We start from the raw sequence: 24722 nt of genomic DNA on the forward strand, positions 1-24722 counted from the left end.
GCCATGGGCCATATCAAGCTTGCCAATGTGAAGAAGGCGTATGGGGCCGTCCAGGTGCTCCACGACATCAATCTCGAGATTGGGGACGGCGAGCTCGTCGTTTTCGTCGGCCCGTCCGGTTGCGGCAAGTCGACCCTGCTCAGGATGATCGCCGGGCTGGATCGGCCAACGGGCGGCGAACTGTCGATCGATGGTAAGGTCGTGAACACCGTGCCGGCGGCTGATCGAGGCCTCGCCATGGTATTCCAGTCCTACGCGCTCTATCCGCATATGAGCGTGCGCCAGAACCTGGCCTTCGGGCTTGAGAACACGAAGATGCCGAGGGCAGAGATCGCAGAGCGTATCGGCGAAGCTGCGCGCATGCTCGAAATCGAGTCTTATCTCGAACGGCGGCCCGGTCAGTTATCCGGCGGGCAACGGCAGCGTGTGGCAATCGGCCGGGCGATCGTCCGCCGGCCCGTGGCCTTCCTGCTCGACGAGCCGCTGTCCAATCTCGATGCCGAATTGCGCGGTTCGACCCGTGCCGAGCTTGCGGCGCTGCACGCACGGCTCGGCGCAACCATGGTCTATGTCACGCATGACCAGGTCGAGGCCATGACACTGGCCGACCGCATCGTCGTGCTCCGCGCTGGCCGCATCGAGCAGGTCGGCACGCCGCTCGATCTCTACAACAAGCCCGCCAACCGCTTCGTCGCCGGCTTCATCGGCTCGCCGCATATGAACTTTCTCGAAGCATCGATCGAAAGCACCGGTGGCGGTGGCGCCGTCGCAGCGCTCGCCGGTGGTCACAAGCTGGAGCTTCCGATGGGGCCTGGCATCGCGCCGGGCATGCGAATTTCGATCGGCGCAAGGCCCCAGCACATCAAGATCGGCGATGGTCCCGCCAGCCTGCCGGCAACGGTCGGGCTCGTGGAGGCGCTCGGGGCCGAAACCGTCATTCATACCGATGTCGCCGGGCAGAAAATGCTCGTCGTCGCGGCCGGACAGCATAGTTTCAGCCCCGGTGCCGAGATCCGCCTCTCGTTGGCGGATGCGCCGCTTCACGTCTTCGACGATAAGGGATTGCGCCTTGAACACGCTGTTTGATCTGTCCGGCAAGGTCGCGCTGGTCACCGGCGCCCGGACCGGCCTCGGCCACGGCATGGCACTGGCGCTCGCCCGTGCCGGCGCCGATATCGCCGCCATCGGCTCGTCGCCCATGCCGGAAACTGCGAAGGATGTGCAGGAGACCGGTCGGCGCTTCTGCGAACTTCAGATCGACCTCTCCCAGCGGTTCGACGCGACGGTCGTCACTGAGTGCATCGTCGCGGAACTCGGCGGTGTCGACATTCTAGTGAACAATGCCGGCATCATCCGCCGTGCCGACCTTCTCGATCACTCCGAGGAGGACTGGGACAGCGTGATGGATGTCAACCTGAAGGCCGCGTTCCTGCTGTCGCAGGCGGTGGCCCGCCACATGGTGTCGACGAGCCGAAAGGGCCGCATCATCAATGTCGCTTCCATGCTGACATTCCAGGGCGGCATTCGCGTGCCGGCCTACACCGCCTCGAAACATGGTATTGCCGGCATTACCAAGGCCATGGCGAATGAACTCGCCCAGCACGGCATCACCGTCAACGCCATCGCGCCCGGTTATATGGAAACCGACAATACGGAGGCATTGCGCAACGATACCGAGCGCAACAAACAGATCTCCGTTCGCATTCCGATGGGCCGCTGGGGCATGCCGGAAGATCTTGCAACCACAGTGCTCTTCTTCGCCGCTCCCGGCTCCGGATATGTGACTGGAACAGTGCTGCCTGTTGATGGCGGGTGGCTCGTGCGATAGTTGCGGCGTGTCGCAAGTTTCACTGGTTAACGACCTCTCGACGATCGAGTGAGAAATTCCGCTCCGGAAATTGCCGTGTCACTTACCTGGTCTGGGCGTGGCACATTTTTTTGGTCCAATGAGGCGAGGATCGCCCGCTTCTCCTGTCCGGGAAGTTGCGCCGCGCGGAGCACGTCTTTCGGTTTCTCGAAATGGGCTGTTGGGTGCGGAAGGTGCGATACGATGATCCCCTCTGCGGCCTTGGTGTTGACGTTGGTTTCTTCCATGTCCTTTCTCATCTCACTGATCCATGGATCGTCACTCGATGGATCAGTGAGTGCCGGGCGAATGCCCGGCACGTTGGTCTGAATAGTCGTCAGGATCAGGCGGCCTGTTTGTCCGCTTCGATCTGCAGGGGCGCGGTCTCGCCCCAGCCATTACCGATCTCGATGCGGCGCGGCTTGGCCTGTTCAGGGATTTCGCGCTTGAGCGTGATCGTCAGCAGGCCGTTGGCAAGCGACGCTCCTTCGACATGGACGTGATCCGCTAGTTCGAACCGACGCTCAAACGACAGAGCGCTGATGCCACGGTGAAGGTACTCGCCTTCCTGCTTCTGCGTAGCGCCGCCTCTGACGACGAGCACATTGCGCTCCTGCGTCACGTCGAGATCACCCATCGAGAAGCCAGCGACGGCAAGGCAGATGGCGTAATCGTTCTCGCCCTTCTTGACGATGTCGTAGGGTGGCCAGGAGTCCACGGCCTGAAGGCGCTGGGGGTTGCTAAGCAGATTGAAGACCCGGTCGAAGCCGATGCTCGAGCGGTAGAGCGGTGCGAAGTCGAATTCAGTTCTCATAGCCATATCCTCGTAAGCAACATGGAAGGGACGTCGTCCCGATGATGTCGGTCCCTCAAAAGGCGGCCGACGGTTCTTCAGAGGCACGCCCGTGCAGAGCGTGCCTCCGATTCGAATGTTAGAAGTCCATATCCGCGCCGGCGGGCATTGCCGGAGTCTTGTCCTTCTTTGGCTTCTCGGCGATCATCGCTTCGGTCGTCACCAGCAGGCCTGCTACGGAAGCGGCGTCCTGAAGCGCGGTGCGCACGACCTTCGCCGGGTCGATCACGCCCTGTGCATAGAGATCGCCGAATTCGTTGGTCTGGGCGTTCCAGCCCCAGGAGAACGCGGTCTTCTCGCGCAGCTTGCCGACGATGACGGAGCCCTCGGCACCCGCGTTTTCGGCGATTTGACGGACAGGCGCTTCGATCGCCCGACGAACGATGTCGACTCCAACGCGCTGATCGGGGTTGGCGGTGTCGACCTTGTCCAGCGCGTTCACAGCCCGAAGGAGCGCGACGCCGCCGCCGGGCAGGACGCCTTCCTCCACTGCCGCACGGGTCGCATGCAGCGCATCGTCGACGCGATCCTTCTTCTCCTTGACCTCGACCTCGGTGGAGCCGCCGACGCGGATGACCGCGACGCCGCCCGCCAGCTTGGCAAGACGTTCCTGCAGCTTCTCACGGTCGTAGTCGGAGGTCGTCTCCTCGATCTGGGCGCGGATTTGCGTCGTGCGTCCTTCGATCTCGGCCTTCGAGCCAGCTCCGTCAATCACAGTGGTGTTGTCCTTGTCGATCGCGACCTTCTTGGCCCGACCCAGCATTTGCAGCGTCACGTTCTCGAGCTTGATGCCGAGGTCCTCGGAGATGACGGTGCCACCGGTCAGGATGGCAATATCTTCGAGCATGGCCTTGCGGCGGTCGCCGAAGCCCGGAGCCTTGACGGCCGCGACCTTGAGGCCGCCGCGGAGCTTGTTGACCACGAGCGTGGCAAGCGCCTCGCCTTCGACGTCCTCGGCAATGATCAGGAGTGGCTTGCCGGACTGAACAACCGCCTCGAGAACGGGCAGCATCGCCTGGAGGTTGGCGAGCTTCTTCTCGTGGATCAGGATATAGGGGTCTTCGAGTTCGACCCGCATCTTGTCCTGGTTGGTCACGAAGTACGGGCTGAGATAACCACGGTCGAACTGCATACCCTCGACGACTTCGAGCTCGGTGTCGGCAGTCTTGGCTTCCTCGACTGTGATGACGCCCTCGTTGCCGACTTTCTCCATGGCTTCGGCGAGGAAGCGGCCGATCTCCGCGTCGCCATTGGCCGAGATGGTCCCTACCTGCGCGATCTCCTCGTTCTTGGAAATTTTCCGCGCGTTGGCCTTGAGCTCCTTGACGACGGCATCGACAGCGATGTCGATACCGCGCTTGAGGTCCATCGGGTTCATCCCGGACGCGACCGCCTTGGCTCCTTCCTTGACGATCGCCTGGGCGAGAACGGTCGCCGTCGTGGTGCCGTCTCCAGCAAGATCGTTGGTCTTCGAGGCGACCTCGCGCAGCATCTGCGCACCCATATTCTCGAACTTGTCTTCGAGTTCGATTTCCTTGGCGACAGAGACACCGTCCTTGGTGATGCGCGGCGCGCCGAACGATTTGTCGATGACGACGTTGCGGCCCTTCGGCCCTAGCGTCACCTTCACCGCATTGGCGAGAATATCGACGCCGCGTAGCATCTTCTCGCGGGCGTCCGTGTGAAATTTGACTTCTTTTGCAGCCATGGTTCACTCCTTCATAGGCAGCAGGTTATGACTGGTTGTGGATAATCAAGCGGCCTTGCGGGCTTCCGCCTGCAGCTCGATCACGCCGAGAATGTCGCTCTCCTTCATGATCAGCAGGTCTTCGCCGTCGACCTTGATTTCGGTGCCGGACCATTTGCCGAACAGGACGCGATCCCCCGTCTTGACGTCAAGCGCCACGACCTGGCCCTGTTCATCGCGGGTGCCGGGGCCGACGGCGACGACTTCGCCTTCCTGCGGCTTTTCCTTGGCGGTGTCGGGAATGATGATGCCGCCCTTGGTCTTCTCGTCGGACTCGATCCGGCGGACGACGACGCGGTCGTGTAGCGGTCGGAACTTCATGTTTTCCTCCTGGACAAACAAGATGTTGAAACTCCCCTCGTCCGAACCGGACGACCAGTCCGGAACGGGGTGCCGGACCTGCTTCAGCGTCCGGCAGCAAAAATCTGGTTTTGCCATTTTTCGTTTTCAAGAGGCCTGCGGGAAAAAATTAGCACTCGCCAAACTTTGCTGCTAACATCCTGATAAAGAACGATAATACGAGCCGTCGCTTAATGTTTTTTTGTTGACGGAAAGCGCCGATCCCGGCAACTTTACAACGAGTGAAACGGAGACCGACGCATGCAGGACAAGTCCGATTTCGAGCTACAGCTCGCAGGCTATGGCATCACCACGGCGCACATTCTCTACCGTATCCCCGATTTCGAATCCGTCCTCCAGACCTATGTCTGGCAGGACTACGATCTTGCGCCGGATTTCCCTGAGATGCGCAAATTCCTGGAATTCTGGGAAGAGAAGCTTGACGGACCTCTTTATTCCGTGAGGTACACCCACCGTCGCCTTATCGGCCCGAACGAGTGGCGCAAGGTGTCAGGCGAGTTCAACTTGCACTGACCCCTGTACTCGCCATCACGTTTTCATGGTTCTCTGCCAGTCGGGGCTTTCGAACACGGCGTCTCCATGTCGAACCTGAGTGGATGGAAGAGAGTGTCGACAAGATTGGCAATCTGAGCGTTGAGGAGCGGAAGGACATCCTCGATGTCACCAAGATATGGAGAAGTGCCCGCGAAGCCGCGTTCGAAGGGCAAGGCAATTTCAAAGGCGATGGTGATCCGCCAGTACGCGGACGGGCGTCGTGGCCTCTTTCGCTATCCTCTCTCGATCGCAACGCAGTCATTGGCGCGATCCTGCGTGCGATCGGCATCGAAGCTCGGCATGCGAAGTCGGTGATTGCGCGCCTAACGGCTGCTTCCCACTCTTCCAAATAGAAAAGCCTCCACTCGGACGCGGCAAGTGGCGAATGAGCCCGCGTTTCACTGGGTCCCGGGTTGGATAAAAGGCAAGGCCTGCAAGCGGCGGTCGTAAGCATCGTGGATTGAGTTGGATAGAGCTGCGGGGGTCGGTTCTGTGATGCTTCACCGACGCCAAGGAACGGTGTTCCGGGATGATCGAGCAGCTCAACTTGAATGTCTGGAACCTCGCCGAACGTAAGAATGGGATAGTCCGCCCAGCCTTCGTCCATGGTTCGACCTTTACGGAAACGAACCTCCTCTTTCAGCGACCAACTGATACTGCACCAAGCAGAGTGGCCAAGATCAGTTGGCACCTGCGTTCGGAGCGGATTCTTCGGTCGAGATTGCATCGATGGTCCTGCCCGGCAGTTCCGGCGATCCATCTGCATGTTCAATGGTGATCTTGACCGGACCTGCTTCCATTTCGCCAAACGGCGAGGCGAAGGCAATTTCCGCGGCGTCGCGGCCGACGCCGATGCGAACGAGCCCGTCGAGATTGGCCTGTCTCGTCGCATCGAACAGCCACCAGCGGCCCGACAGGAAGCATTCGAAGACGGCGTGGAAATCCCGCGGTTCGAGACCATAGGCATAGCAACTGACAAACCGGGCCGGGATGTCGAGTGCCCTGCAGAAGGCAATGCCCAGATGGGAGAAGTCGCGGCAAACGCCTGCTCGTAGCAGCAGGCTCTCAGTTGCGGTCGTCTGTTCGTTGGAGGAGCCGCGACGATATTCGAGATTGTCGTAGATCCAGTTGCAGATCGCTGTGACGCGCTGATGGCCCCTGGGCAAGTGGCCGAACTCGCGCTCGGCGAAAGCCGCGAGACGGTCGGAAGGAACGAAGCGCGACGGCAGCAGGAAGGGCATGATGTCGAGCGGGATCTTGGCGAGTGGCATCTCCTCGATCGTCCGGGGATCCGCGCGGAAGACATCAAGCGTTACTTCCGCCTTATAGTTCACGTTCAACGGACCGGGCTGGGCGTTGATGCTGACATACCTGTTGCGGATGTCGGGCACGATATAGGCCCGCCGCGGGCTGTCGGGTGTGATCGTCAGTTGCTCGATGAGGTTGATGTGCCGCATTAGATGGGCGACCTCGAAGTTGAAGATGAAGGTAGTCGGGCTCTTGACCTCATAGGACAGGTCGCAGCCGAGTTTGTAGCGAATGGTCATGGACGTCTCTCGATAACGTGCGAAACCCGCTGCCGACATCATGACGGCAACGGGTTCAGGCGGGAAATTCAATCCGGCGGCGATTGCCGCCGGCGATTATCGCGCGTACTGGGACAACTGTATCCGCTCAGCCCGGAGGCGCTCGGTCTTCTTCCGCCGAGCCTCCACCTCAAGCTCGGTGATGGACCGGAAGGCGGCATCGGTCTGGTGGCGTCTCGCTTCGAAAGTGTTGAGAGAGCTGAGAACTTGTTCTTCAGTGCTGGTAATAGTTGGCATCGTCGTCCCTGTGCGCAGGTTTCCGACGCTGAGACGCCGATGCAGCCACTTTGGTTCCAAAAATCGACGAGCCTCCTAACTCTTCGGATTTTTGTGTCGACTGCTGTGCAGACAACAAGTTTTCGAAGGCCTGAAGCGAGTTTCTCTCGTTGGCGAAGTAGCAGGAATGACCCGTCCAACTTCCATCGTGCCGCGGGTAATGCACTTTGGTACAGTTCACGACGTTGATCAGCAGGCGATCCGACTCGTCAGCTGGAGCTATATCTGTCATTAGGTCTGCATGCCCATCAGCAGCCGCCAATTCGTCAGTTCAACTCTTGCCCTGCTCGCCATTGGCTTCCTAGCGCTGTTGGCAATCGTTGCGACCAACATTTGGCTGGGCGAACGTGCTCGCCTCTATTCGCGCGAAGTGCTGGAAGCGCGTGACGCTAAGGCGATCGCCGTCGATTTGAAAGCGGCGCTTCAAACCGCGGAGTCCAGCCAGCGAGGCTATCTTTACACCGGCAACGAGATATATCTGGCTCCCTACGATCTGGCGAAGACACGAGCCCAGAACGCCGTTAACGACCTGCGTCCGAACCTCGCCGCATATCCGGAATTGAAGCCCGCCATCGAACGGCTCGTGTCCACCGTTTCGGACAAAATCGCCGAGATGGAGCAGTCGATCCGGCTCAAGCAGCGGCGCGACGAAGCTGCCACCCTTGCCTTCGTCCGGACCAATCGAGGCAAGCTGCTGATGGACGAGGTGAACCTGTTCACAACGGGGATCGTGCTGGCTGCGGACCATCGTCTCGCTGAATTGGTCAAGGAGCAGACCGAAAACGCGCTGCTTCTGCGGCTGATATCGGTGATCGGCGGCATAGTCATTCTTGCGACCGCACTACTCGCGATCTTCACCATCGTTCGCTATACGCAGGAACTCAACAAGACACGGAGCGACCTGGCTTCGGCCAATGACCGGCTAGAGCAACGCGTGGCGACGCGGACGGCGGAACTCGGGCGGGCGAACGAGTTGATGCGAGATGCGCGCGATCGCGCCCAGACCTTGCTGACAGAGGTCAATCATCGGGTTGCCAACAGCCTTACCCTGGTCGTCTCCCTGATCGGCATCCAGTTGAGGTCGCTGCAAAGCAACGCGGCCAAATCGGCGCTGGAAGAGGCCCGTGCCCGCGTTCAGGCGATCGCCATGGTTCACAAGCGCCTCTATGACGACGGCAATGTCCAGGAGGTGGCGCTCGACGAATATCTTGCCGGCCTGCTCGAACAGTTCAAGACGACCGTCGATTCCGCAGCAGGCATCTCGCTGAAATATGAGTTCGAGCCGCTCAGGCTCAAGACCGATGCAAGCATCAATCTTGGTGTCGTCGTCACCGAGTGGGTGATGAATGCCTTCAAATATGCCTATCCCGACCAACCCGGTGAAATCCGGGTGATCCTAACCAGCAATGGCGGCGGTTTCGCCGTTCTTCGCGTGGAGGACGATGGCGTTGGCCGCAGCGAGGAAGCAAAGGTGCAGGGCACGGGCGTGGGCACCAAGGTGGTCAGGGCGATGGCGGCCAGCATGAATGCGACAATTGAGTATGTTGCAGGATCCCCTGGCACCTCAGCCCGCTTTTCATTTCCGCTCACGGCACCGTAAGTAGAAACCGCTAGGCCTGAAAGAGCAATTGTTGCATAGGTTCATCGTGGAGGACTGCGGTGCACATCATAATCCGAACGGCCATAATTGCTTCACTGTCGCTCGTGCCTCAGATCGATGCGAGTCATTCTGCTGCACAAACAAAGTTGCCTTCTGGTATCACCGAGCCCGTCCTTCTTCCGGCTTTCGATCCCAACGCACCGGTGTGTCACTCTCCGGTCGGCTTGAACCGGCAGCTCGTTTTTTTCCAAGATAACGATCGCCAGTTCATGCAGGGGGTCAAGTTCGGCCTTGAACAGGCTGCGAAAACCAGACGTCTGGAGTTCTCCGTCGATCTTGCCAGCGACGATCCGTCCAAGATGGTGGCGGGTGTCGATGCAGCCGTCCAAAATCGAGTGGGGGCTCTGGTCGCCGCTCCAGTCGATGCCATCGGTCTGGCGCCCTCACTACAAAGTGCGATCGAGTCGGGAGCCTATGTCGGAACCGTGGTTCCGCCACCTGCCGTGACCATTCTCAATGCCCCACAATACCTGACGGGTGAAAGGCTGGCACTCGCTGCCTCCAGCTACATCACCAATGAACTGGACGGCAAGGCAAATGTCGTGCTCCTCACTCATGACAGCCTGCAATTCCTCTCACCGCGCTTCACCGCAATGCGGGACGTGCTGGCAAAACTGCCCGGCGTGACCGTTGTTGCCGATATTTCGCCGAGCCCGGTCAATGTCGAGGGTGGCTACCAGACGATGAAACTCATCCTCCTGGCGCATCCGAAGATCGATGTCGTCCTGGGGGCTGACACAGTGGTGATCGGTGCATTGAAGGCGATGCGGGAGGCGGGCCTTGCGACCCCCCGTCAGTTCCTCGGTGGCATCGACGGTGAGCCCGATGCCGTAAAGGAATTGAAGGACAGCCAGAGCCCCTACAAGGTGAGCGTCAGCCTTGCATCATCCGTGTTCGGTTATGCGCTTGGCCACTATGCGGCGGATTGGATCGAAGGAAAGAGCGTTCCGCAGGCGATGAATATCCTGCCGAAGGTGCTGACGGCAGACAATCTGGCGCAATATGAGGCCGACATTGCGGACCCTGCGGCCGTATTTGCCGACCCGGACAAACGTCGTGAATACCTCATGGCCTACGGAAACATCTGCTTTGACACCCGCGACCGGTTCCTCAACTTTCCCTGGGCGTCAGACCGATAGGGCAAGCCCGGCCCATTGGGGGGCCGTGCACAATTGTCGGCTCGTTCACAATCCACTCCTCCAGTCGCTGCCTCGTTTTGTTGTTCCGCGCGGAAACCTTCTCAAGTCTCATTCGTTAGGAGGCGGGAAATTCTGCCCGGCAGATGGGGCTTGATTTGTTCGGCGCGGCCGCAAGTCGTCTCAAGCATAGCGGAATAGTTGAAAGCAGGACCCAGGAGCCTAGATTATTGAGTTACGACAAGGCGAGCATAGACCTTACGAATTGCGACCGAGAGCCGATCCATATTCCTGGAAGTATTCAGCCGCATGGCGCCATGCTTGTCGTCAACTCCCAGACATATGAGATTTCGTATGTATCCTCGAATATAGAGGAGCGTCTCGATCTGCGCGCAAGCGACATGTTGGGCAAGTCACTGGAAACCATCCTGGGTTCCAAACTGACTCATAATGTACGCAATGCCCTGGCGGTCGCTGCCACAGGGCAGAAGACAAGCGTGATCTTAAGGGCCGAGCTCGGTCGGAACAGACCACCATGCGACATCCTCGTTCATGAGTACGAAGGTTGGCTGTTTCTCGAGTTGGAGGACGCCGCGGCGCTCGATGATACCGAAGTCGCCCTGCATCTGACCCAGTCCCTCGTACGGAGAATCGATAGGGAGGCGGATATTGAGCCGCTCAGCAAGTCGGTGGCCCGGCTGGTTCGTGCCACGCTGGGCTATGACAGGGTGATGATCTATCGGTTCCTCCACAACGGCGCGGGCCGCGTGATCGCGGAAGCCAAGAACGCATCCCTCACATCATTTCTGGGACATCATTTTCCTGCCGGCGACATTCCTGTCCAGGCACGACGGCTCTATGTGGAGAACTGGGTGCGGGTCATCGGGGATACGAGCTTCGTTCCCGTCCCTCTCATGCCGGCGCTGAAAACTGGCGAGCGCCCTGTCGACATGTCCCACGCGCATCTGCGCAGTGTGTCGCCGATCCATTGCGAATATCTGACAAACATGGGCGTCTCGGCCTCCATGTCGATCTCTATCGTGGTCGATGGCGAACTATGGGGCCTGGTGGCATGTCATCACGATACCCCCAGGACGCTCTCCATTCCGCTTAGGATGTCAGCGGAACTTTTCGGTCAGTATCTATCGTTGCATATCTCCGCGGTCGAGAACCGCAGGGCCAAAGTGGCTTCGATCGCGACGCGGAAAAAACTCGATGCGATCATTTCGACCATTGACCGCGCCGAGCCTGTCGAGACCACACTCAAGCGGAAGCTCGGTGCGTTTTCTAGCCTCATCGCCTGCGACGGCGCCGCCGTGTGGGTCGATGGTGAATGGACGGCGAGCGGTGTCGTACCCGACGACGAGGATGTGGAGCATCTAATGTCAGTCGTCGCCAAACATGCGGGCCGCAAGATTTGGGGCACCCAGAATCTGAAGGCGCTGGCTGCGAATTCCGATGCATATGGTCAACGTGTGGCGGGCATGCTGGCCATTCCTGTCTCTCCCGTTGCCGATGACTATCTGTGCTTCTTCCGCAGCGAGGAGGCCTACGAGATGAGCTGGGCCGGCGAACCAGTGAAGAACGAGGCCATCACCCCAGCCGGCGCAAGGCTTTCACCGCGCGGCAGTTTCGAGACCTGGCGCGACGATGTCCGTAATCAGTCCTTGCCATGGACGGATGCCGATCTCGTTATCGCAGAGGCCATTCGCAATTATGTCCGCGACGTGCTGATCAGCCATAACAACGCCACCGAGGAAATGCGGGTCCGGACCGACAATGAGCGCGCACTGCTGAATGCCGAACTCAACCATCGCGTCAAGAATATTCTCGCGCTGGTCAAATCAATCGCGGTCCAGACCGGCGCCAACGCGTCGAGCGTGGACGAGTATGCGAGTTCCTTCGAGGGCCGCTTGCGGGCGCTCTCGTATGCTCACGATCAGTCCTTCGCAGGAAAGGATGGCGGCGAGCTGCGTTCGCTGCTCGAAGCCGAAGCCGGTATGCACCGGTTCAACAATGTTCCCGATCGCTTCACCATCTCCGGCCCGGCCGTTGGGCTGTCGGAGCGGGCCTTCGGCGTCTTTGCCCTCTTGCTCCACGAAATGATGACCAACGCCGCGAAATACGGCAGCCTGTCGTCACCGAGTGGACGCCTCGACGTGAATTGGATGCTGGCCGACAATGGCGATTGCGTGATCAACTGGCGAGAGAGCGGCGGCCCTCCAGTGGTGACGCCGACGCGCTACGGATTTGGTACGACCCTTATCGAACGAACGCTTCACCACGATCTCGGCGGCAAGGTGGAGATGGACTTTGCAGCCGAAGGCCTGAGAGCGGACTTTCTCGTACCGGCCGAACACCTTCGCGCACTCGCGGAGCGGACCATCGATGAAAAGGAAGCCGAGTTGATCGAACAACCGTTGGCCGGGCTGATGGTGCTTCTGGTGGAAGACCAGGCGTTGATTGCGATGGACACCGAGGAACTGCTCCGCAGCCTCGGCGCGGCCGAAGTTGTAACCGCTCCCACCGTCGATATGGCATTGAGTCGGCTTTCGCAGACGAAACCGGACTGCGCGGTGCTTGATCTCAACCTCGGCGCGGAAACCTCGGAGCCGATTGCATTTGCCCTGCAGGAGCGCGGCATTCCATATGTCTTTGCAACCGGCTATCGCGACAGCGTCGCCATCCCAGGAATGTTCTCGGACATTCCCGTGGTCAGAAAACCTGTGTCCCACGACAGCCTTTCGAGGCAGCTTTCGCAAGCGCTGTGGCAGCCGGGCGCAAAGCACGAGCGAATATTGAATTTCTCGGGACCTTAAACGCGCGTCCGGCATTGTGGAGCTAGAAGGTCACATTTGAGTACCCTGAATGATAACAGCCATACAGATCCTGGTCGTCGAGGATGAGCCGCTACTGCGGATGGACATCGCGGATCAGCTTTCCGATCAAGGCTTTCACGTATTCGAGGCGGAAGACGCTGATGAAGCAATCTCGGTGCTCGAGCAAAACCTGGCTATCAAGCTGATCATTACAGACATAGATATGCCAGGCTCGATGGACGGACTGAAGCTCGCCGAAGCGGTGCGAAATCGGTGGCCTCCGGTAAAGATAATTGTCGTGTCGGGCCATCGCGTCGTCGAGATCACGGATCTTCCGGACGGGAGCATGTTTTTCTCAAAGCCTTATTCGCCCAACCATCTGGTGTCATCAATGCGCGATTTGTTGAGCAGCTAGGAGTCGCGGCAGCCAATACGGAGATCTATGAGACTTGGACGGCAGGATTGCATTAAGGAACTTGACCAAAGGGGAGCATGAAAAACTCGACTCCATCATTGGAGAGTTTTTCGACGCTGATTCCTATATGCGCTATCTCCGAGGCATTGCCGCCTTCCGTGAGGGGGTCGAATGTGGGCTCGGCAGGGTCGACTTCTCTGATGGTTTCGGTCGCTGGCGGCCAGGCACGATCCTGCCTCAACTCAAACTCGATCTCATGGATCTCGGGCACCGGACCTCATACTCTCCTGTGATCTTCGACATGCCAGAAGACAGAGCTGGTCTGCTCGGCGTTCTCTATGTGCTGGAAGGGTCGTCGCTCGGTGCGCGCCTGCTCGCCCGTCGTGCCGCCGCCATAGGATACTCCCCGGACTTCGGTGCTCGACATCTTGCAGCCCAAACCTCCAGGCGAGAAGCGTGGACTACGCTTGTCGGTTTGCTGAGCGATCTCGACCCGGCTGACACGGGCAAGGCGGTTGAAGCGGCGCGCATAACATTTCTAGCTGCCATCGACGCTTTCACCAGGGAAGTTGAGCCTTCTCCTCCCATGTCGCTGGAGACCTGCACTCAACAGCGTTCGAAGGGTGTCCTAATCTTATGAATTCTGGAGACTTGTCAAAAGAACATTTGGCCATAGCGTTCAACGATCGCGCCACCGTCTATCTCAGGTCAGAGCGCTATCGCGATGCTCTGAATGGTATGAAGATGCATTCAAAATGCCCTCGGGCTACTCCATGTCAATTTCGGGGAAATCATCAGCATACAATGAATTAGATGACGCGGAGAATGCGACGTCAAGCGCGGACGCATGCAAATGTTCTCTCAACCAAACAAGAGCCGGATCGCGGGTTCGGTAATCGTGCCACTGCACGGATTGCTCGAGCGGCGGAATGTCGATCGGACTTTCAATGATCGATATGCCGCCCAGGCGCGACATGCGCTGGGCCAGGCTTCGCTGGAGTAGAGCAACGCGCGGTGTTCCTTCCACCAGCGCCGGAATCGACGAGAAGGAGAAGGTCGAGACTTCGATCCGGAAATCGATGCCACCCTCCCGGCAGGCGCGATAGGCATAGCTCTCGCCGCCGCTTGGCGGCACCATGACGACATGACCTGCGTCGAGAAAATCCGCCCGGCTCATCCCGCCCCGCGAGAACGGGCCGGCCGCATCGACCACACAACAGATCGGGTCTTCGAACAGCGCTTCGACCGGGTGATTGGGCGAGCAGAGCATCGAAGGCGCGATCAGCAGGTCCGCCTCTCCGCGTTCCAGCAGGAGATGGGGAAAATTCTGCTGGGCCTTGAAATCGATGTGGACGCCCGGCGCACCGGCCGCCACGCGCCGGAGGAACGGCGGGATGATGGTCTGCAACGAATAGTCAGACACGATCATGGCGACCCTGCGGGTCGAATGCGCAGGATCGAATGTCGGAGCGATCAGCACCGCAGCCTCGATGCGAACGATGATGTCCCGCAACGGCTGTTCGAGCGAGGAGGCCAGAGGCGAAAGCTCCATTCCGCGCCCTACCTGGATCAAAAGGGGATCGTCGAAATAGTCGCGAAGACGGCCGAGTGCATTGCTCATCGCGGACTGAGTGATGAACATCTCGTCTGCCGCCCGGCTCACATTCCGCAGCCGCAGCAAGACGTCCAGCGCCGCCAGCAGATTCAGATCGAGATTTCGAAACCTCATGGCCGCTTCCCCAATTGGTATTCACACTATTAATACATGGCATTAAAACAAGCAATTTTGTGAACGCCTCCACATTCGCTAGATCTTCACCCTGAAGGAGGCCGTGGCCAGAGGGTCACGGACAGGATCGCTGTGCCCCTCGGCGCGGCGCCCGCGAGGAGGCGAATTGTTCAAGTATTTTCCAACCAACTATGTCTGGAACCTGTCGGTCGACCTTTCGATCGAAATGGGCGCGCGCATTGGTGAAATCGAGGAGATGTGTGCGCCGCTGCAGGAAGCCGCCAAGGCACCGGATGCGGCGGGCACGGTTGCTTTCCGCAAGACCTGGGTCACCATGGCCGACAAGCTGATCGGATTGGCCGAGGACGATGAGGCTCGAGGCCGGTCGATTTCCGCCGGCGACAAGCTGCTCCGCGCGGCGAACTATCTGCTCACCGCCGAACGTTTGCAGGCCCATGGATCGGAAGGCCGGATGGCTATCTATCGCCGCTTCCTGGAAAGCTTTGAAAAGGGGCTGGCACTGACGGGCTCGAGTTGCCGGCATGTCGAGATTCCCTATGAGGGCACGCATCTCTCGGCGCTTTATGTTCCGGCAGAGGGCGTCGCGGGCCCCGCGCCGATCCTGGTGCAGGTCAACGGTCTCGACAGCACCAAGGAGATGAAGTTCCTGGTCGGCCTGCCGAAATGGCTCGCCGAACGCGGTGTTGCGTCACTGATCGTCGATCAGCCCGGCACGGGCGAGGCTCTTCGCCTCGAGGAACTGACGGCGCGCTACGAAAGCGAACATTGGGCGTCCCGCATCGTCGACTGGTTGGAGACTTGGCCCGAGATCGATCCAAAGCGGATCGGCATGGAGGGCGTCTCGCTCGGCGGCTATTACTGTCCGCGCGCCGTCGCCTTCGAGCCGCGCTTTGCCTGCGGCGTTGCCTGGGGCGCCAATCACGACTGGCGCGACGTCCAGAAGAAGCGTCTTGCCCGTGAAGGCAGCTTTCCCGTACCGCATTATTGGGAACATGTCCGCTGGGTATGGGGTGCCCGCGACATGGATGATTTCATGGCTATCGCCGAGAACGTCCATCTTGACGGCATTCTCGACCGCATCCGCGTGCCGTTCCTCGTCACCCATGGCGAGAAGGACAGCCAGATCCCGCTGCACTGGGCGCAGGCGACCTACGACCAGCTCGTGAACAGCCCGCGCCGCGAGCTGAAGATCTTCGATGCCAGAACCGGCGGCGTCCAGCATTCCAGTTTCGACAATTCCGCCAATGCCGGCGCCTACATCGCCGACTGGGTCGCCGAAGTGCTCGGCGGCCATACGCAATATCAGCCCAGCCAGAGGTCATCAGCATGAATATCGTCGGCCCGGATTACCTTGTCTTCGGCGTCGATGACGTCAAGGCTTGCACGGATTACCTGACAACATTCGGCCTCAAGCCTGTGGAGGTCAGCGATGCCGGCGGTCGCTTCGAAGCGCTTGACGGCACCGGTATCATTGTCCGCCACAAGTCCGACCCCCAATTGCCGGACGCCTTGCCGACATCCACGATGCTGAGGCAGCAGGTCTACGGTGTCGCCGACCAGGAGACACTCCATCAGATAGCCGACGAACTATCGCGGGATCGCAAGGTCCAACGCCTCGCCGACGGCACGATCGAGAGCCATGACGACTTTGGGTTTGCGCTCAAGTTCCAACTGACAATCCGCCGCAGGCTCGACATGCCTGCGGAAAAGATCAATGCGCCCGGCGCTCCCGCACAGCGCAAGCCCAACGAGATCGGCGTGTGGGAGGAGATGCCGGCCTTGCCGCGCTCGCTGTCGCATGTCGTGCTTTTCGTTCCCGACATCGATGTCGGCACCAGTTTCTACTGCAACCGTCTCGGCTTCGTCATTACCGATGAGCTCAAGGGTGCCGGTCCATTCTACCGCCCCAAGGCCAATGACGATCATCACACGCTGTTCTTCATCCGCACACCGGAATATATGAAGGGCTGCGAGCATCTCGCCTTCCATATGGCCGGCCCGACCGAACTGATGTTGGCCGGAACCCGCTTCGTGCGCGCAGGCTACCAGTCCTTCTGGGGACCTGGCCGCCACAAATTCGGCTCGAACTGGTTCTGGTATTTCAACAGCCCGCTCGGTTGTCATTTCGAATATGATGCCGACATGGACAAGCATGACGACAACTGGGTGGCGCGCGAAGCGCCAATGGGCCCGGAAGCGTCGCAGCTGTTTCTTTTCCAGTATCGCGAGAAGTGGGCGCCAGGCGGCGGGCCGCCTCCGGGTGCCGGCGGCAAACCCTGATGTCGGCGGCGCTGGCCTTGACCGAGGCATGGGCGGCGCTCGGCTCCGCGGCATCGGTGGCCGACGGCGAAGCGAAGGGATTCGGGACCGGCGACAGGGGTGGGCCGAAGGTCATCCTCATCCGCCGTGGTGGCGTGCTTCGCGCCTATCTGGATGCCTGTCCACACTACGGCGGCACGCCGATGGCCTGGCGCACCAACGCCTATCTCAGCGGTGACGGCGCCCATCTGTGCTGCCATTCGCACAATGCCCTTTTCGACATCGAGACGGGCAATTGCATCCTCGGCCCCTGTCTCGGTCAGTCACTGACGGCAGTGGATATCCGGGAAGACGAGGACGGAACGGTTTGGGCCCGTCTCTGACGGACGGGCGGGAGGAGAATGGATATGGCAGCGCTCAAGCGGGTCGCAGTGATCGGCGGCGGATTTTCGGGCATGGCGGCGGCCATCGAATTCGCCCGCCGGGGCATCGCGGTCGATCTGGTCGAGATCGATCCGGAATGGCGCTCCTATGGCGCCGGCATCAGCCTCAACGGCGCGATTTTCCGCGTCTTCAAGAGCCTCGGCATCATGGAAAGCTTCTTGAAGGAAGGCTTTGCCGGCGATGGCGGCAAGATCCATCTCGCCCATGGCGTCCAGATCGCCGAGATCCCGACGCCGCGCGTTGCGGGGCCCGATCTGCCCGGTGCCGGTGCGATCATGCGCCCGGTGCTGGCGCGTATTCTGAGCGAGCGGGTCAGGGCGCTCGGCGTCAACGTCCGCCTCGGCGAGAGTTTTGCCCGAATAGAAGAGAACGATGACGCCGTCGAGGTCACGCTCACCAATGGTGACGTCATCGGCGCCGATCTCGTCGTGGGTGCGGACGGGCTGTTCTCCAAGGTCCGGCAGTCCCTGTTTCCCGATGCGCCCCAGCCGAAATATGCCGGCCAGAGTGTCTGGCGCGCGGTCCTGCCGCGCGATCCGGATGTCGATTGTGTCACGATGTTTGTCGGACCCAAGGTGAAGCTCGGCTTCAATCCGGTTTCCGACACCGAAATGTATCTCTTCCTGACGGAGGATCAGCCGGCCAAGCAGCGCTTTTCCGAGGCGGATTTGCCCGGTCGTCTCCTTGAACTGATGGCGCCGTTCCAGTTTCCGCTGATGGAGCGCATTCGGCCGCAGATCACGGCGGCGGCGTCGATCGTTCATCGCCCGCTCGAGGCGCTGCTCCTGCCACGTCCATGGAGCCGCGGACGCGTCGCGCTGATCGGCGACGCTGCCCATGCGACGACGCCGCATCTCGCCGCCGGCGCCTGTATCGGCATGGAAGATGCGATTGTGCTGGCCGAGGAAATCACGCAATCCCCGGATCTTGCCGCCGGACTCGCCGGCTTTGAAGAACGCCGCTGGGATCGCTGTCGCATGGTTGTCGAGAACTCCCTGCGACTCGGCGAGATCGAGATCGCCGATGGCGACAAGCGCGAACATGCGGAACTGATGCGGGCAACGGCGATGCGGATCGCCCAGCCGATCTGACGGGCAACGGGCCGGCCGCCGGGGAGGCCGCACCGTCAATACTTTCGGGAGGAAGAGCAATGAGTGGGAAAAGCAGTCTGCCTGGCATCGCGGCTTTGATGATCGGCCATTGCGCCGGCATGATCGATCTCGTGGCGCTGCCGGTCTGGGTCGGCACACTGGTGTCGAAATATGGCTTCGATTCGCAACAGGCGGGCGGGCTCGCCACCCTGTTCCTGATCAGCGGCGTCCTTTCGAGCGTTGTGCTCGCTCCTCGCTTCAACCGGTTGCCGGTGCGGGCGATTGCGGTGGCGGGCTTCGCCCTCGCGGGGCTCGCCTTCTTCGGCGTCTCTCTGCTGACGGCCTATCTTCCGATCGCCGTGCTTCATGTCGTGGCAGGCCTTTCGGTCGGAGCGGCGCTGAGCGCGACCCATGGCAATATCGGTCGCTCTGCCAATCCGCACCGGCTGTTCGCCATTGCCGGCCTGTGCCTCGGCGTCTTCGGCATCGTCATACTCGGCGCCACGCCGCCGATTGTCGACCAACTGGGCGGTGCGGCGCTGTTCCGCATCTTCGCGATTACCATGGCGGTCGGCGCCGTGGCTGCGGTTCTTGCCTTTCCCGATTACCGCGCCGCCGACAGGTCGATGAACCAGGTCTTCGGTCCCATGCCGCGCAGCGTCTGGTACGGTATCGTCGGGGTCAGTGCCATGGCGCTGGTCCAGTCGATGGTGTTCAGTTTCGTCGAGCGTATCGGCATGGATCGCGGCTTCGGCCTGGCCGCCGTTACCGGTGTCCTGATCGCGACCGGCTTCATCGCGCTGATCCCCGCGCCGGCGGCAGCGCTGTTGGAAAAGCGCATCCCCGCCACGTCGGTCATTCTGGCCGGACCGGTGGTGCAGGTCCTCGTGGCACTCGCGATCACCATGACCACGAGCTTCGCACCCTATGCGGCGGCGAGCGCGGTCTTCGTCTCGATCATGATCTTCACCCACACCTTCGCCTTCGGCCTGCTGTCGCGCCTCGATCCGACCGGCCGGTCGGTGGCGGCCACACCGGCCATGCTGATGACGGGTGCCGCCCTCGGCCCCATCCTCGGCGGCACGCTGGTCGTCACATCGGGCTACGCGACGCTCGGCATAGCGGCGATCGTCGTCGATCTCTTCGCGATCCTGGCCTTTTCCCGTGTCCGCGCTGGACAGACACGGCCGGCAGCGACCTGAGGACGCATCGATGAAACTCGCCACCTACCGCGACGGCAGCCGTGACGGACAGCTCTGGATCGTGTCGCGGGACCTGCGCCTGGCCGTGCCCGCGGTCGGCATCGCCGCCACGATGAGAGCGGCACTCGAGGGCTGGGACGCAGCAGCGCCGGCATTGCAGGATTCGTCCGATCGGCTCAATGCGGGCTCCGAGCCCCTTGCCACGCCCTTCGATCCGCAGCGCTGCATGGCGCCGCTGCCGCGGGCGCCGCAATGGCTCGACAGTTCGGCTTTCCTTAATCACGGGCGGCTGATGGACAGGGCCTTCGGTACCCCGCCCATCCCGGATTTCGAGACCATCCCGCTTGTCTACCAGGGTGCCAGCGATGATCTCCGTGGCGGCCGCGAGGATGTCGAGTTTCCGGATGACGACCTCATGATCGACATGGAAGGCGAGTTCGGCATCGTGCTCGGCGACGTGCCGATGGGCACGCCCCCGCCCGACGCCCTCGATCACATCCGGCTCCTCGTCCAGATCAACGACTGGTCGCTGCGAGCGCTTGGGCCCGGCGAAATGCGTCGGGGTTTCGGCTGGGTACAGGCCAAGCCGTCGACATCCTTTGCGCCCTTAGCGATCACACCGGACGAACTCGGCCCACATTGGAAAGACGGCCGCGTCGGTCTCCCACTCCATGTCGCCATCAATGGCCGTGAGGTTGGCCACGCTGATGGCGGCGAGATGCATTTCTCCTTCGCCGACATCATCGCCCATTGCGCCCGCACACGGCGTCTCTCTGCCGGTACCCTCATCGGCTCCGGCACCGTCTCCAATGCTGCCCGTGCAGCCGGTTCGTCTTGTATCTCAGAAATCCGCGTCATCGAGCTTCTCGATAGAGGCGAGCCGCAGACGCCCTTCCTGACATGGGGTGACCGGGTCTCGATGGAAGCCCGCTTGCCTGATGGCACAACCCCTTTCGGCGCAATCGACCAGCAGGTGGTGCATGCCTGAACGCCGCCGAATCCAACGAGGACCGAAGGCATGAACATCATCGACCTTTCCGTGGCGATCGAGAACGATGTTGCGGCGGATCCGCCGGGCCTAGGACCCAGGATCACCTATTCAGATCATGCCCAGGGAGCGGCGGAAATGCTGCGCTTCTTCCCCGGCCTCGATATCGCCGAACTGCCTGATGCCGAAGGCTGGGCGGTCGAGCGCATGGAGCTATCGGCGCATTGTGGCACGCATCTCGATGCCCCCTGGCATTTCGCCTCGACCATGAACAATGGCGAGCGTGCCTGGACGATAGAGGAGGTTCCGCTCGACTGGTGCATCCGGCCCGGCGTCAAGCTCGACCTCCGGCACTTCGCCGACGGGTATGTCGCCACCGCCGCCGATATCCGCGCGGCGCTCGACCGCATCGGTTACACGTTGAAGCCCTTCGATATCGTGCTGGTCAACACGGCTGCCGGCGCGGCCTATGGCCGCCCGGATTTCGTCGGCCGCGGCTGTGGCGTCGGCCGTGAGGCGACGCATTGGCTTCTGGACCAGGGCGTCCACATTACCGGCACCGATGCCTGGTCCTGGGATGCTCCGTTCACCTTCACCGTGCGGCGCTACGCCGAGTCCGGCGATGCCGGCTTGATATGGGAGGGCCATAAGGCCGGCCGCGAAGGCGTCTTCTTGCATCTGGAAAAGCTTACCCGCCTCGATGAGCTGCCGCCGACCGGCTTTACGGTGTCCTGTCTGCCGGTGAAGATAAAGGGTGGCTCGGCAGGTTGGTGCCGCGCAATTGCCATCATACATGGGAGCTAAAATGGGCGTGTCGCCACGTTGCGGACACGACGCGTGGAGCCCACCGGCCAAGATTTTCACACTCGGAATGATGCTCATATCGTTCATGGCGGCTTAAGCGAAAATGTTGCGGATTCGGCTTTCTCTTCGAGATGCGTCACCCGAAACAAGAAAGAACAGATCAACGTCCGTGGCGATATAGACGATCCAATTGCACCGTCTGTGTAGACGGTGAAACTACTGGCCCGCCGAGGCGTTCTCATCCTGTGACACCAACAAGCAGGAGGGAGCCGGGAGTTCATGGTCGATAGTCTTGCGACGTACCGTGCCAAGCGTGATTTCAAGAAAACGGGCGAACCGAGTGGCGAAGCTCAGGTGAAATCGTCGAACCGTCGGCGGTTTGTGATCCAGAAGCACGATGCTACCCGGCTGCACTATGACCTTCGGCTCGAACTCGACGGTGTCTTCAAGTCTTGGGCCGTGACCAAAGGGCCTTCTCTCGATCCGCACGACAAGCGGCTGGCAGTCGAAGTTGAAGATCACCCGCTCGACTATGGCGATTTCGAAGGCACCATCCCAAATGGTCAATATGGCGGCGGCACGGTCATGCTGTGGGATCGCGGCTACTGGGAGCCGGAGGGAAACAGGACGCCGGAAGAAGCGCTCGCCAAGGGTGATTTCAAGTTCACGCTGGAAGGCAAGCGGCTCCACGGCAGTTTCGTCCTCGTGCGCATGCGCCATGACCGTGACGGCGGCAAACGGACCAACTGGCTGCTGATCAAGCATCGCGACGACTTCTCCATTGAGGGCAACGGAGCAGCCGTCATCGAGGAAAACGATACGTCGGTGGCTTCGGGCCGGACGATGGAGGCGATCGCATCCGGAAAAGGCAGGAAGCCAAAGCCGTTCATGATGCAGAATGGCGACGTCGAGGCAGATGCCGTCTGGGACAGCAATCACGGTCTTGCGGCTGAGGAGCGCAAAGCGGGCGTGAAGACCACGAAAAGGCCGCCGGCGACCAAGCGGATGAAATCCGCCATGCCGGATTTCATTGCGCCGCAGCTCTGCGCAACGCTGGCGCGCCCGCCGTCGGCCGAAGGCTGGATCCATGAGATCAAGTTCGATGGCTATCGCATCCAGATGCGTATTGAAGATGGCGAGGTGACCTTGAAAACCCGCAAGGGCCTGGATTGGACGGCCAAGTATCCCGCCATCGCCACGTCGGCTGCGGCTCTCCCCAACGCCATCATCGATGGAGAAATCTGCGCCCTCGACGAAAACGGCGCCCCGGATTTTGCCGCGCTGCAGGCGGCACTGTCAGAGGCAATGACGGACGACCTCGTCTACTTCGCCTTTGACCTCCTCTTTGCGGGCGACGAAGATCTGCGCGAACTGCCGCTCACAGAACGCAAGGAACGCCTGGCGAAGTTCTTGTCGGATGCCGGCGAAGATCCGCGTCTACGCTTCGTCGAGCATTTCGAAACCGGTGGTGACGCCGTACTGAGATCTGCCTGTCGTTTGTCGCTGGAAGGGATTGTCTCCAAGCAGGGCGACGCTCCCTATCAATCGGGTCGCACGGAAACCTGGGCCAAGTCGAAATGCCGGGCGGGGCATGAAGTGGTCATCGGCGCCTATGCCAAAGCTAATGGCAAGTTCCGATCATTGCTCGTCGGCGTCCATCGCGGCGACCACTTTGTCTATGTTGGGCGCGTCGGCACGGGTTATGGCGCCAAGACCGTCGAGACGCTGCTGCCCAAGCTGCAGGAAATGGAAACGTCCAAGTCGCCGTTCACAGGGATTGGGGCGCCGAAGAAGAGTCCCGATATCGTCTGGCTGAAGCCCGAGCTCGTCGCCGAGATTGAGTTTGCCGGTTGGACGGCCGATGGCCAGGTGCGGCAGGCTGCGTTCAAAGGCCTGCGGCAAGATAAGCCGGCGGCTGAGGTCGAGGCAGAGAAGCCGGCGCCACCGTCGAAAACTGAGGTGCCCGATCCCGGGACGTCGACACCCGCGCCAAAGCGTTTCCGCAAGGGCGGGAAGGCGGAAGTAATGGGTGTGATGATCTCCAGCCCCGACAAGCCGCTCTGGCCGGATGCCGGTGACGGAGAGCCGGTGACCAAGGTCGACCTGGCACGCTACCATGAGGCCGTCGGATCCTGGCTGATCGAACATATCAAGGGACGACCCTGCTCCATCATTCGCACGCCGGACGGCATTGGCGCAGAGCAGTTCTTCCAGCGTCATGCCATGCCGGGGACATCGAACCTGCTGGAATTGGTCACGGTCTTTGGCGACAAGAAGCCGTACCTGCAGATCGATCGCGTCGAAGGTTTGGCCGCCATCGCACAGATCGGCGGCGTCGAGCTGCATCCCTGGAACTGCGAGCCCAATCAGCCGGAAGTACCCGGCCGCCTGGTGTTCGATCTCGATCCTGGACCTGATGTCGACTTCTCGACTGTCGTCGAAGCCGCCCGCGAAATCCGCGACCGGCTGGAAGAACTGGGACTCGTCAGCTTCTGCAAAACGACTGGCGGGAAAGGGCTGCATGTGGTGACGCCGCTAGCCGTTCCGAAGGGCAAGAGACTTGGCTGGGACATCGCAAAGGGCTTTGCCCATGATGTCTGCGAACAGATGGCCCGCGACAATCCTGACCTCTACCTGATAAAGATGGCCAAGAGTCAGCGTGAGGGCCGCATCTTCCTCGACTATTTGCGCAATGATCGCATGGCGACGGCGGTTGCACCGCTTTCGCCCCGAGCGCGGCCCGGCGCCACCGTGTCGATGCCGTTGACATGGACGCAGGTAAAGTCCGACCTCGACCCAAGGAGATTTACGGTCCGCACGGTCCCTGCGCTGCTTGCGAAAACGTCGGCATGGCAGGACTATTGTGATGGTCAGCGACCCCTCGAACAGGCGATCAAGCGTCTCGGGAAATCGAAACGGGCGGCGTGAGCGGCTTAGGGCATGCCCCAGGTT

Annotated in this window: 23 protein-coding genes; 17 read left to right on the top strand and 6 right to left on the bottom strand. The window is 60.8% G+C overall.

The window, feature by feature from the left end; all coding sequences use genetic code 11:
* The first annotated feature begins 3 nt into the window (after positions 1-3).
* Together AC2YI2_RS16815 and kduD are read left to right on the top strand one after the other, a co-directional pair.
* Positions 4-1086 carry an ABC transporter ATP-binding protein gene (locus AC2YI2_RS16815; protein ID WP_487387644.1) on the top strand — a complete coding sequence of 361 codons (1083 nt, stop codon included), beginning with the start codon at positions 4-6 and terminating at the stop codon, positions 1084-1086.
* Positions 1031-1828, top strand: coding sequence for a 2-dehydro-3-deoxy-D-gluconate 5-dehydrogenase KduD (gene kduD, locus AC2YI2_RS16820; protein WP_487387645.1), 798 nt, complete (start codon positions 1031-1033; stop codon positions 1826-1828). Before AC2YI2_RS16815 ends, kduD begins: the two co-directional genes overlap by 56 nt.
* Positions 1829-1854: 26 nt before the next feature.
* On the opposite strand, the gene AC2YI2_RS16825 is transcribed toward kduD, so the two are convergent.
* The 4 genes from AC2YI2_RS16825 to groES all read right to left on the bottom strand — a co-directional run bounded on the left by AC2YI2_RS16825 (position 1855) and on the right by groES (position 4767).
* The gene (locus tag AC2YI2_RS16825) at positions 1855-2094 is read right to left on the bottom strand and encodes a hypothetical protein (RefSeq protein WP_487387646.1); all 240 of its coding nucleotides are present in this window, start codon (positions 2092-2094) and stop codon (positions 1855-1857) included.
* 95 nt (positions 2095-2189) lie between these two features.
* A complete protein-coding gene (locus AC2YI2_RS16830) occupies positions 2190-2660 on the bottom strand; it encodes an Hsp20 family protein (protein ID WP_487387647.1) in 471 nt (156 codons plus the stop codon).
* A 118-nt stretch (positions 2661-2778) separates the two neighbouring features.
* A complete protein-coding gene (groL, locus tag AC2YI2_RS16835; protein ID WP_487387648.1) occupies positions 2779-4407 on the bottom strand; it encodes a chaperonin GroEL in 1629 nt (542 codons plus the stop codon).
* Positions 4408-4452: 45 nt separating this feature from the next.
* Positions 4453-4767 carry a co-chaperone GroES gene (gene groES / locus AC2YI2_RS16840; protein ID WP_487387649.1) on the bottom strand — a complete coding sequence of 105 codons (315 nt, stop codon included), beginning with the start codon at positions 4765-4767 and terminating at the stop codon, positions 4453-4455.
* Positions 4768-5046: 279 nt separating this feature from the next.
* Between groES and AC2YI2_RS16845 the strand changes: the two genes are divergently transcribed.
* Complete coding sequence (locus AC2YI2_RS16845) at positions 5047-5319, top strand: usg protein (RefSeq protein WP_487387650.1); 273 nt, start codon at positions 5047-5049, stop codon at positions 5317-5319.
* An 83-nt stretch (positions 5320-5402) separates the two neighbouring features.
* Positions 5403-5693 carry a hypothetical protein gene (locus AC2YI2_RS16850; protein WP_487387651.1) on the top strand — a complete coding sequence of 97 codons (291 nt, stop codon included), beginning with the start codon at positions 5403-5405 and terminating at the stop codon, positions 5691-5693.
* A 327-nt stretch (positions 5694-6020) separates the two neighbouring features.
* Here the strand turns inward: AC2YI2_RS16850 and AC2YI2_RS16855 are convergent, their stop codons facing one another.
* Entirely contained in the window at positions 6021-6881 is an 861-nt protein-coding gene (locus AC2YI2_RS16855; RefSeq protein ID WP_487387853.1) for a transglutaminase-like domain-containing protein, read from the bottom strand.
* Positions 6882-7443: 562 nt separating this feature from the next.
* Here AC2YI2_RS16855 and AC2YI2_RS16860 point away from each other — a divergent pair.
* From AC2YI2_RS16860 to AC2YI2_RS16880, 5 genes are all read left to right on the top strand, one after another.
* Complete coding sequence (locus AC2YI2_RS16860) at positions 7444-8802, top strand: sensor histidine kinase (protein ID WP_487387652.1); 1359 nt, start codon at positions 7444-7446, stop codon at positions 8800-8802.
* Between the two features lie 59 nt (positions 8803-8861).
* Positions 8862-10001, top strand: coding sequence for a sugar ABC transporter substrate-binding protein (locus AC2YI2_RS16865; RefSeq protein ID WP_487387653.1), 1140 nt, complete (start codon positions 8862-8864; stop codon positions 9999-10001).
* Positions 10002-10228: 227 nt separating this feature from the next.
* Positions 10229-12817, top strand: a complete 2589-nt coding sequence (locus AC2YI2_RS16870; RefSeq protein ID WP_487387654.1) for an HWE histidine kinase domain-containing protein — start codon at positions 10229-10231, stop codon at positions 12815-12817.
* Positions 12818-12866: 49 nt separating this feature from the next.
* Positions 12867-13232 carry a response regulator gene (locus AC2YI2_RS16875; protein ID WP_487387655.1) on the top strand — a complete coding sequence of 122 codons (366 nt, stop codon included), beginning with the start codon at positions 12867-12869 and terminating at the stop codon, positions 13230-13232.
* A 34-nt stretch (positions 13233-13266) separates the two neighbouring features.
* Positions 13267-13872 (top strand): biliverdin-producing heme oxygenase, encoded by a 606-nt coding sequence (locus AC2YI2_RS16880; RefSeq protein ID WP_487387656.1) that lies wholly within the window; start codon positions 13267-13269, stop codon positions 13870-13872.
* 126 nt (positions 13873-13998) lie between these two features.
* Here AC2YI2_RS16880 and AC2YI2_RS16885 read toward each other — a convergent pair whose 3' ends face one another.
* Complete coding sequence (locus tag AC2YI2_RS16885; RefSeq protein ID WP_487387657.1) at positions 13999-14961, bottom strand: LysR substrate-binding domain-containing protein; 963 nt, start codon at positions 14959-14961, stop codon at positions 13999-14001.
* Positions 14962-15127: 166 nt separating this feature from the next.
* On the opposite strand from AC2YI2_RS16885, the gene AC2YI2_RS16890 reads away from it, so the two are divergent.
* The 8 genes from AC2YI2_RS16890 to ligD all read left to right on the top strand — a co-directional run bounded on the left by AC2YI2_RS16890 (position 15128) and on the right by ligD (position 24698).
* Positions 15128-16312: an alpha/beta hydrolase family protein gene (locus AC2YI2_RS16890; RefSeq protein ID WP_487387658.1), complete on the top strand. Its 1185-nt coding sequence runs from the start codon at positions 15128-15130 to the stop codon at positions 16310-16312.
* Positions 16309-17262 carry a VOC family protein gene (locus tag AC2YI2_RS16895; protein ID WP_487387659.1) on the top strand — a complete coding sequence of 318 codons (954 nt, stop codon included), beginning with the start codon at positions 16309-16311 and terminating at the stop codon, positions 17260-17262. Before AC2YI2_RS16890 ends, AC2YI2_RS16895 begins: the two co-directional genes overlap by 4 nt.
* Positions 17262-17624 carry a Rieske (2Fe-2S) protein gene (locus AC2YI2_RS16900; protein ID WP_487387660.1) on the top strand — a complete coding sequence of 121 codons (363 nt, stop codon included), beginning with the start codon at positions 17262-17264 and terminating at the stop codon, positions 17622-17624. Before AC2YI2_RS16895 ends, AC2YI2_RS16900 begins: the two co-directional genes overlap by 1 nt.
* Before the next feature lie 24 nt (positions 17625-17648).
* Entirely contained in the window at positions 17649-18776 is a 1128-nt protein-coding gene (locus tag AC2YI2_RS16905) for an FAD-dependent oxidoreductase (protein WP_487387661.1), read from the top strand.
* A 59-nt stretch (positions 18777-18835) separates the two neighbouring features.
* Complete coding sequence (locus tag AC2YI2_RS16910) at positions 18836-19978, top strand: MFS transporter (RefSeq protein ID WP_487387662.1); 1143 nt, start codon at positions 18836-18838, stop codon at positions 19976-19978.
* Between the two features lie 10 nt (positions 19979-19988).
* Positions 19989-20966, top strand: a complete 978-nt coding sequence (locus AC2YI2_RS16915) for a fumarylacetoacetate hydrolase family protein (protein WP_487387663.1) — start codon at positions 19989-19991, stop codon at positions 20964-20966.
* Between the two features lie 30 nt (positions 20967-20996).
* Complete coding sequence (locus AC2YI2_RS16920; RefSeq protein ID WP_487387664.1) at positions 20997-21770, top strand: cyclase family protein; 774 nt, start codon at positions 20997-20999, stop codon at positions 21768-21770.
* A gap of 279 nt (positions 21771-22049) precedes the next feature.
* Positions 22050-24698, top strand: coding sequence for a DNA ligase D (ligD, locus tag AC2YI2_RS16925; protein ID WP_487387665.1), 2649 nt, complete (start codon positions 22050-22052; stop codon positions 24696-24698).
* The last annotated feature ends 24 nt before the right edge of the window (positions 24699-24722 follow it).

Source organism: Rhizobium sp. SRI_017 (assembly GCF_057586295.1).

What these genes read in the sequence shown, in the direction of transcription:
- AC2YI2_RS16815 (WP_487387644.1), top strand. Translation starts at nt 4, where the DNA reads ATGGGCCATATCAAGCTTGCCAATGTGAAGAAGGCGTATGGGGCCGTC.
- kduD (WP_487387645.1), top strand. Translation starts at nt 1,031, where the DNA reads ATGCGCCGCTTCACGTCTTCGACGATAAGGGATTGCGCCTTGAACACG.
- AC2YI2_RS16825 (WP_487387646.1), bottom strand. Translation starts at nt 2,094, where the DNA reads ATGGAAGAAACCAACGTCAACACCAAGGCCGCAGAGGGGATCATCGTA.
- AC2YI2_RS16830 (WP_487387647.1), bottom strand. Translation starts at nt 2,660, where the DNA reads ATGAGAACTGAATTCGACTTCGCACCGCTCTACCGCTCGAGCATCGGC.
- groL (WP_487387648.1), bottom strand. Translation starts at nt 4,407, where the DNA reads ATGGCTGCAAAAGAAGTCAAATTTCACACGGACGCCCGCGAGAAGATG.
- groES (WP_487387649.1), bottom strand. Translation starts at nt 4,767, where the DNA reads ATGAAGTTCCGACCGCTACACGACCGCGTCGTCGTCCGCCGGATCGAG.
- AC2YI2_RS16845 (WP_487387650.1), top strand. Translation starts at nt 5,047, where the DNA reads ATGCAGGACAAGTCCGATTTCGAGCTACAGCTCGCAGGCTATGGCATC.
- AC2YI2_RS16850 (WP_487387651.1), top strand. Translation starts at nt 5,403, where the DNA reads ATGGAAGAGAGTGTCGACAAGATTGGCAATCTGAGCGTTGAGGAGCGG.
- AC2YI2_RS16860 (WP_487387652.1), top strand. Translation starts at nt 7,444, where the DNA reads ATGCCCATCAGCAGCCGCCAATTCGTCAGTTCAACTCTTGCCCTGCTC.
- AC2YI2_RS16875 (WP_487387655.1), top strand. Translation starts at nt 12,867, where the DNA reads ATGATAACAGCCATACAGATCCTGGTCGTCGAGGATGAGCCGCTACTG.
- AC2YI2_RS16885 (WP_487387657.1), bottom strand. Translation starts at nt 14,961, where the DNA reads ATGAGGTTTCGAAATCTCGATCTGAATCTGCTGGCGGCGCTGGACGTC.
- AC2YI2_RS16895 (WP_487387659.1), top strand. Translation starts at nt 16,309, where the DNA reads ATGAATATCGTCGGCCCGGATTACCTTGTCTTCGGCGTCGATGACGTC.
- AC2YI2_RS16900 (WP_487387660.1), top strand. Translation starts at nt 17,262, where the DNA reads ATGTCGGCGGCGCTGGCCTTGACCGAGGCATGGGCGGCGCTCGGCTCC.
- AC2YI2_RS16905 (WP_487387661.1), top strand. Translation starts at nt 17,649, where the DNA reads ATGGCAGCGCTCAAGCGGGTCGCAGTGATCGGCGGCGGATTTTCGGGC.
- AC2YI2_RS16910 (WP_487387662.1), top strand. Translation starts at nt 18,836, where the DNA reads ATGAGTGGGAAAAGCAGTCTGCCTGGCATCGCGGCTTTGATGATCGGC.
- AC2YI2_RS16915 (WP_487387663.1), top strand. Translation starts at nt 19,989, where the DNA reads ATGAAACTCGCCACCTACCGCGACGGCAGCCGTGACGGACAGCTCTGG.
- AC2YI2_RS16920 (WP_487387664.1), top strand. Translation starts at nt 20,997, where the DNA reads ATGAACATCATCGACCTTTCCGTGGCGATCGAGAACGATGTTGCGGCG.
- ligD (WP_487387665.1), top strand. Translation starts at nt 22,050, where the DNA reads ATGGTCGATAGTCTTGCGACGTACCGTGCCAAGCGTGATTTCAAGAAA.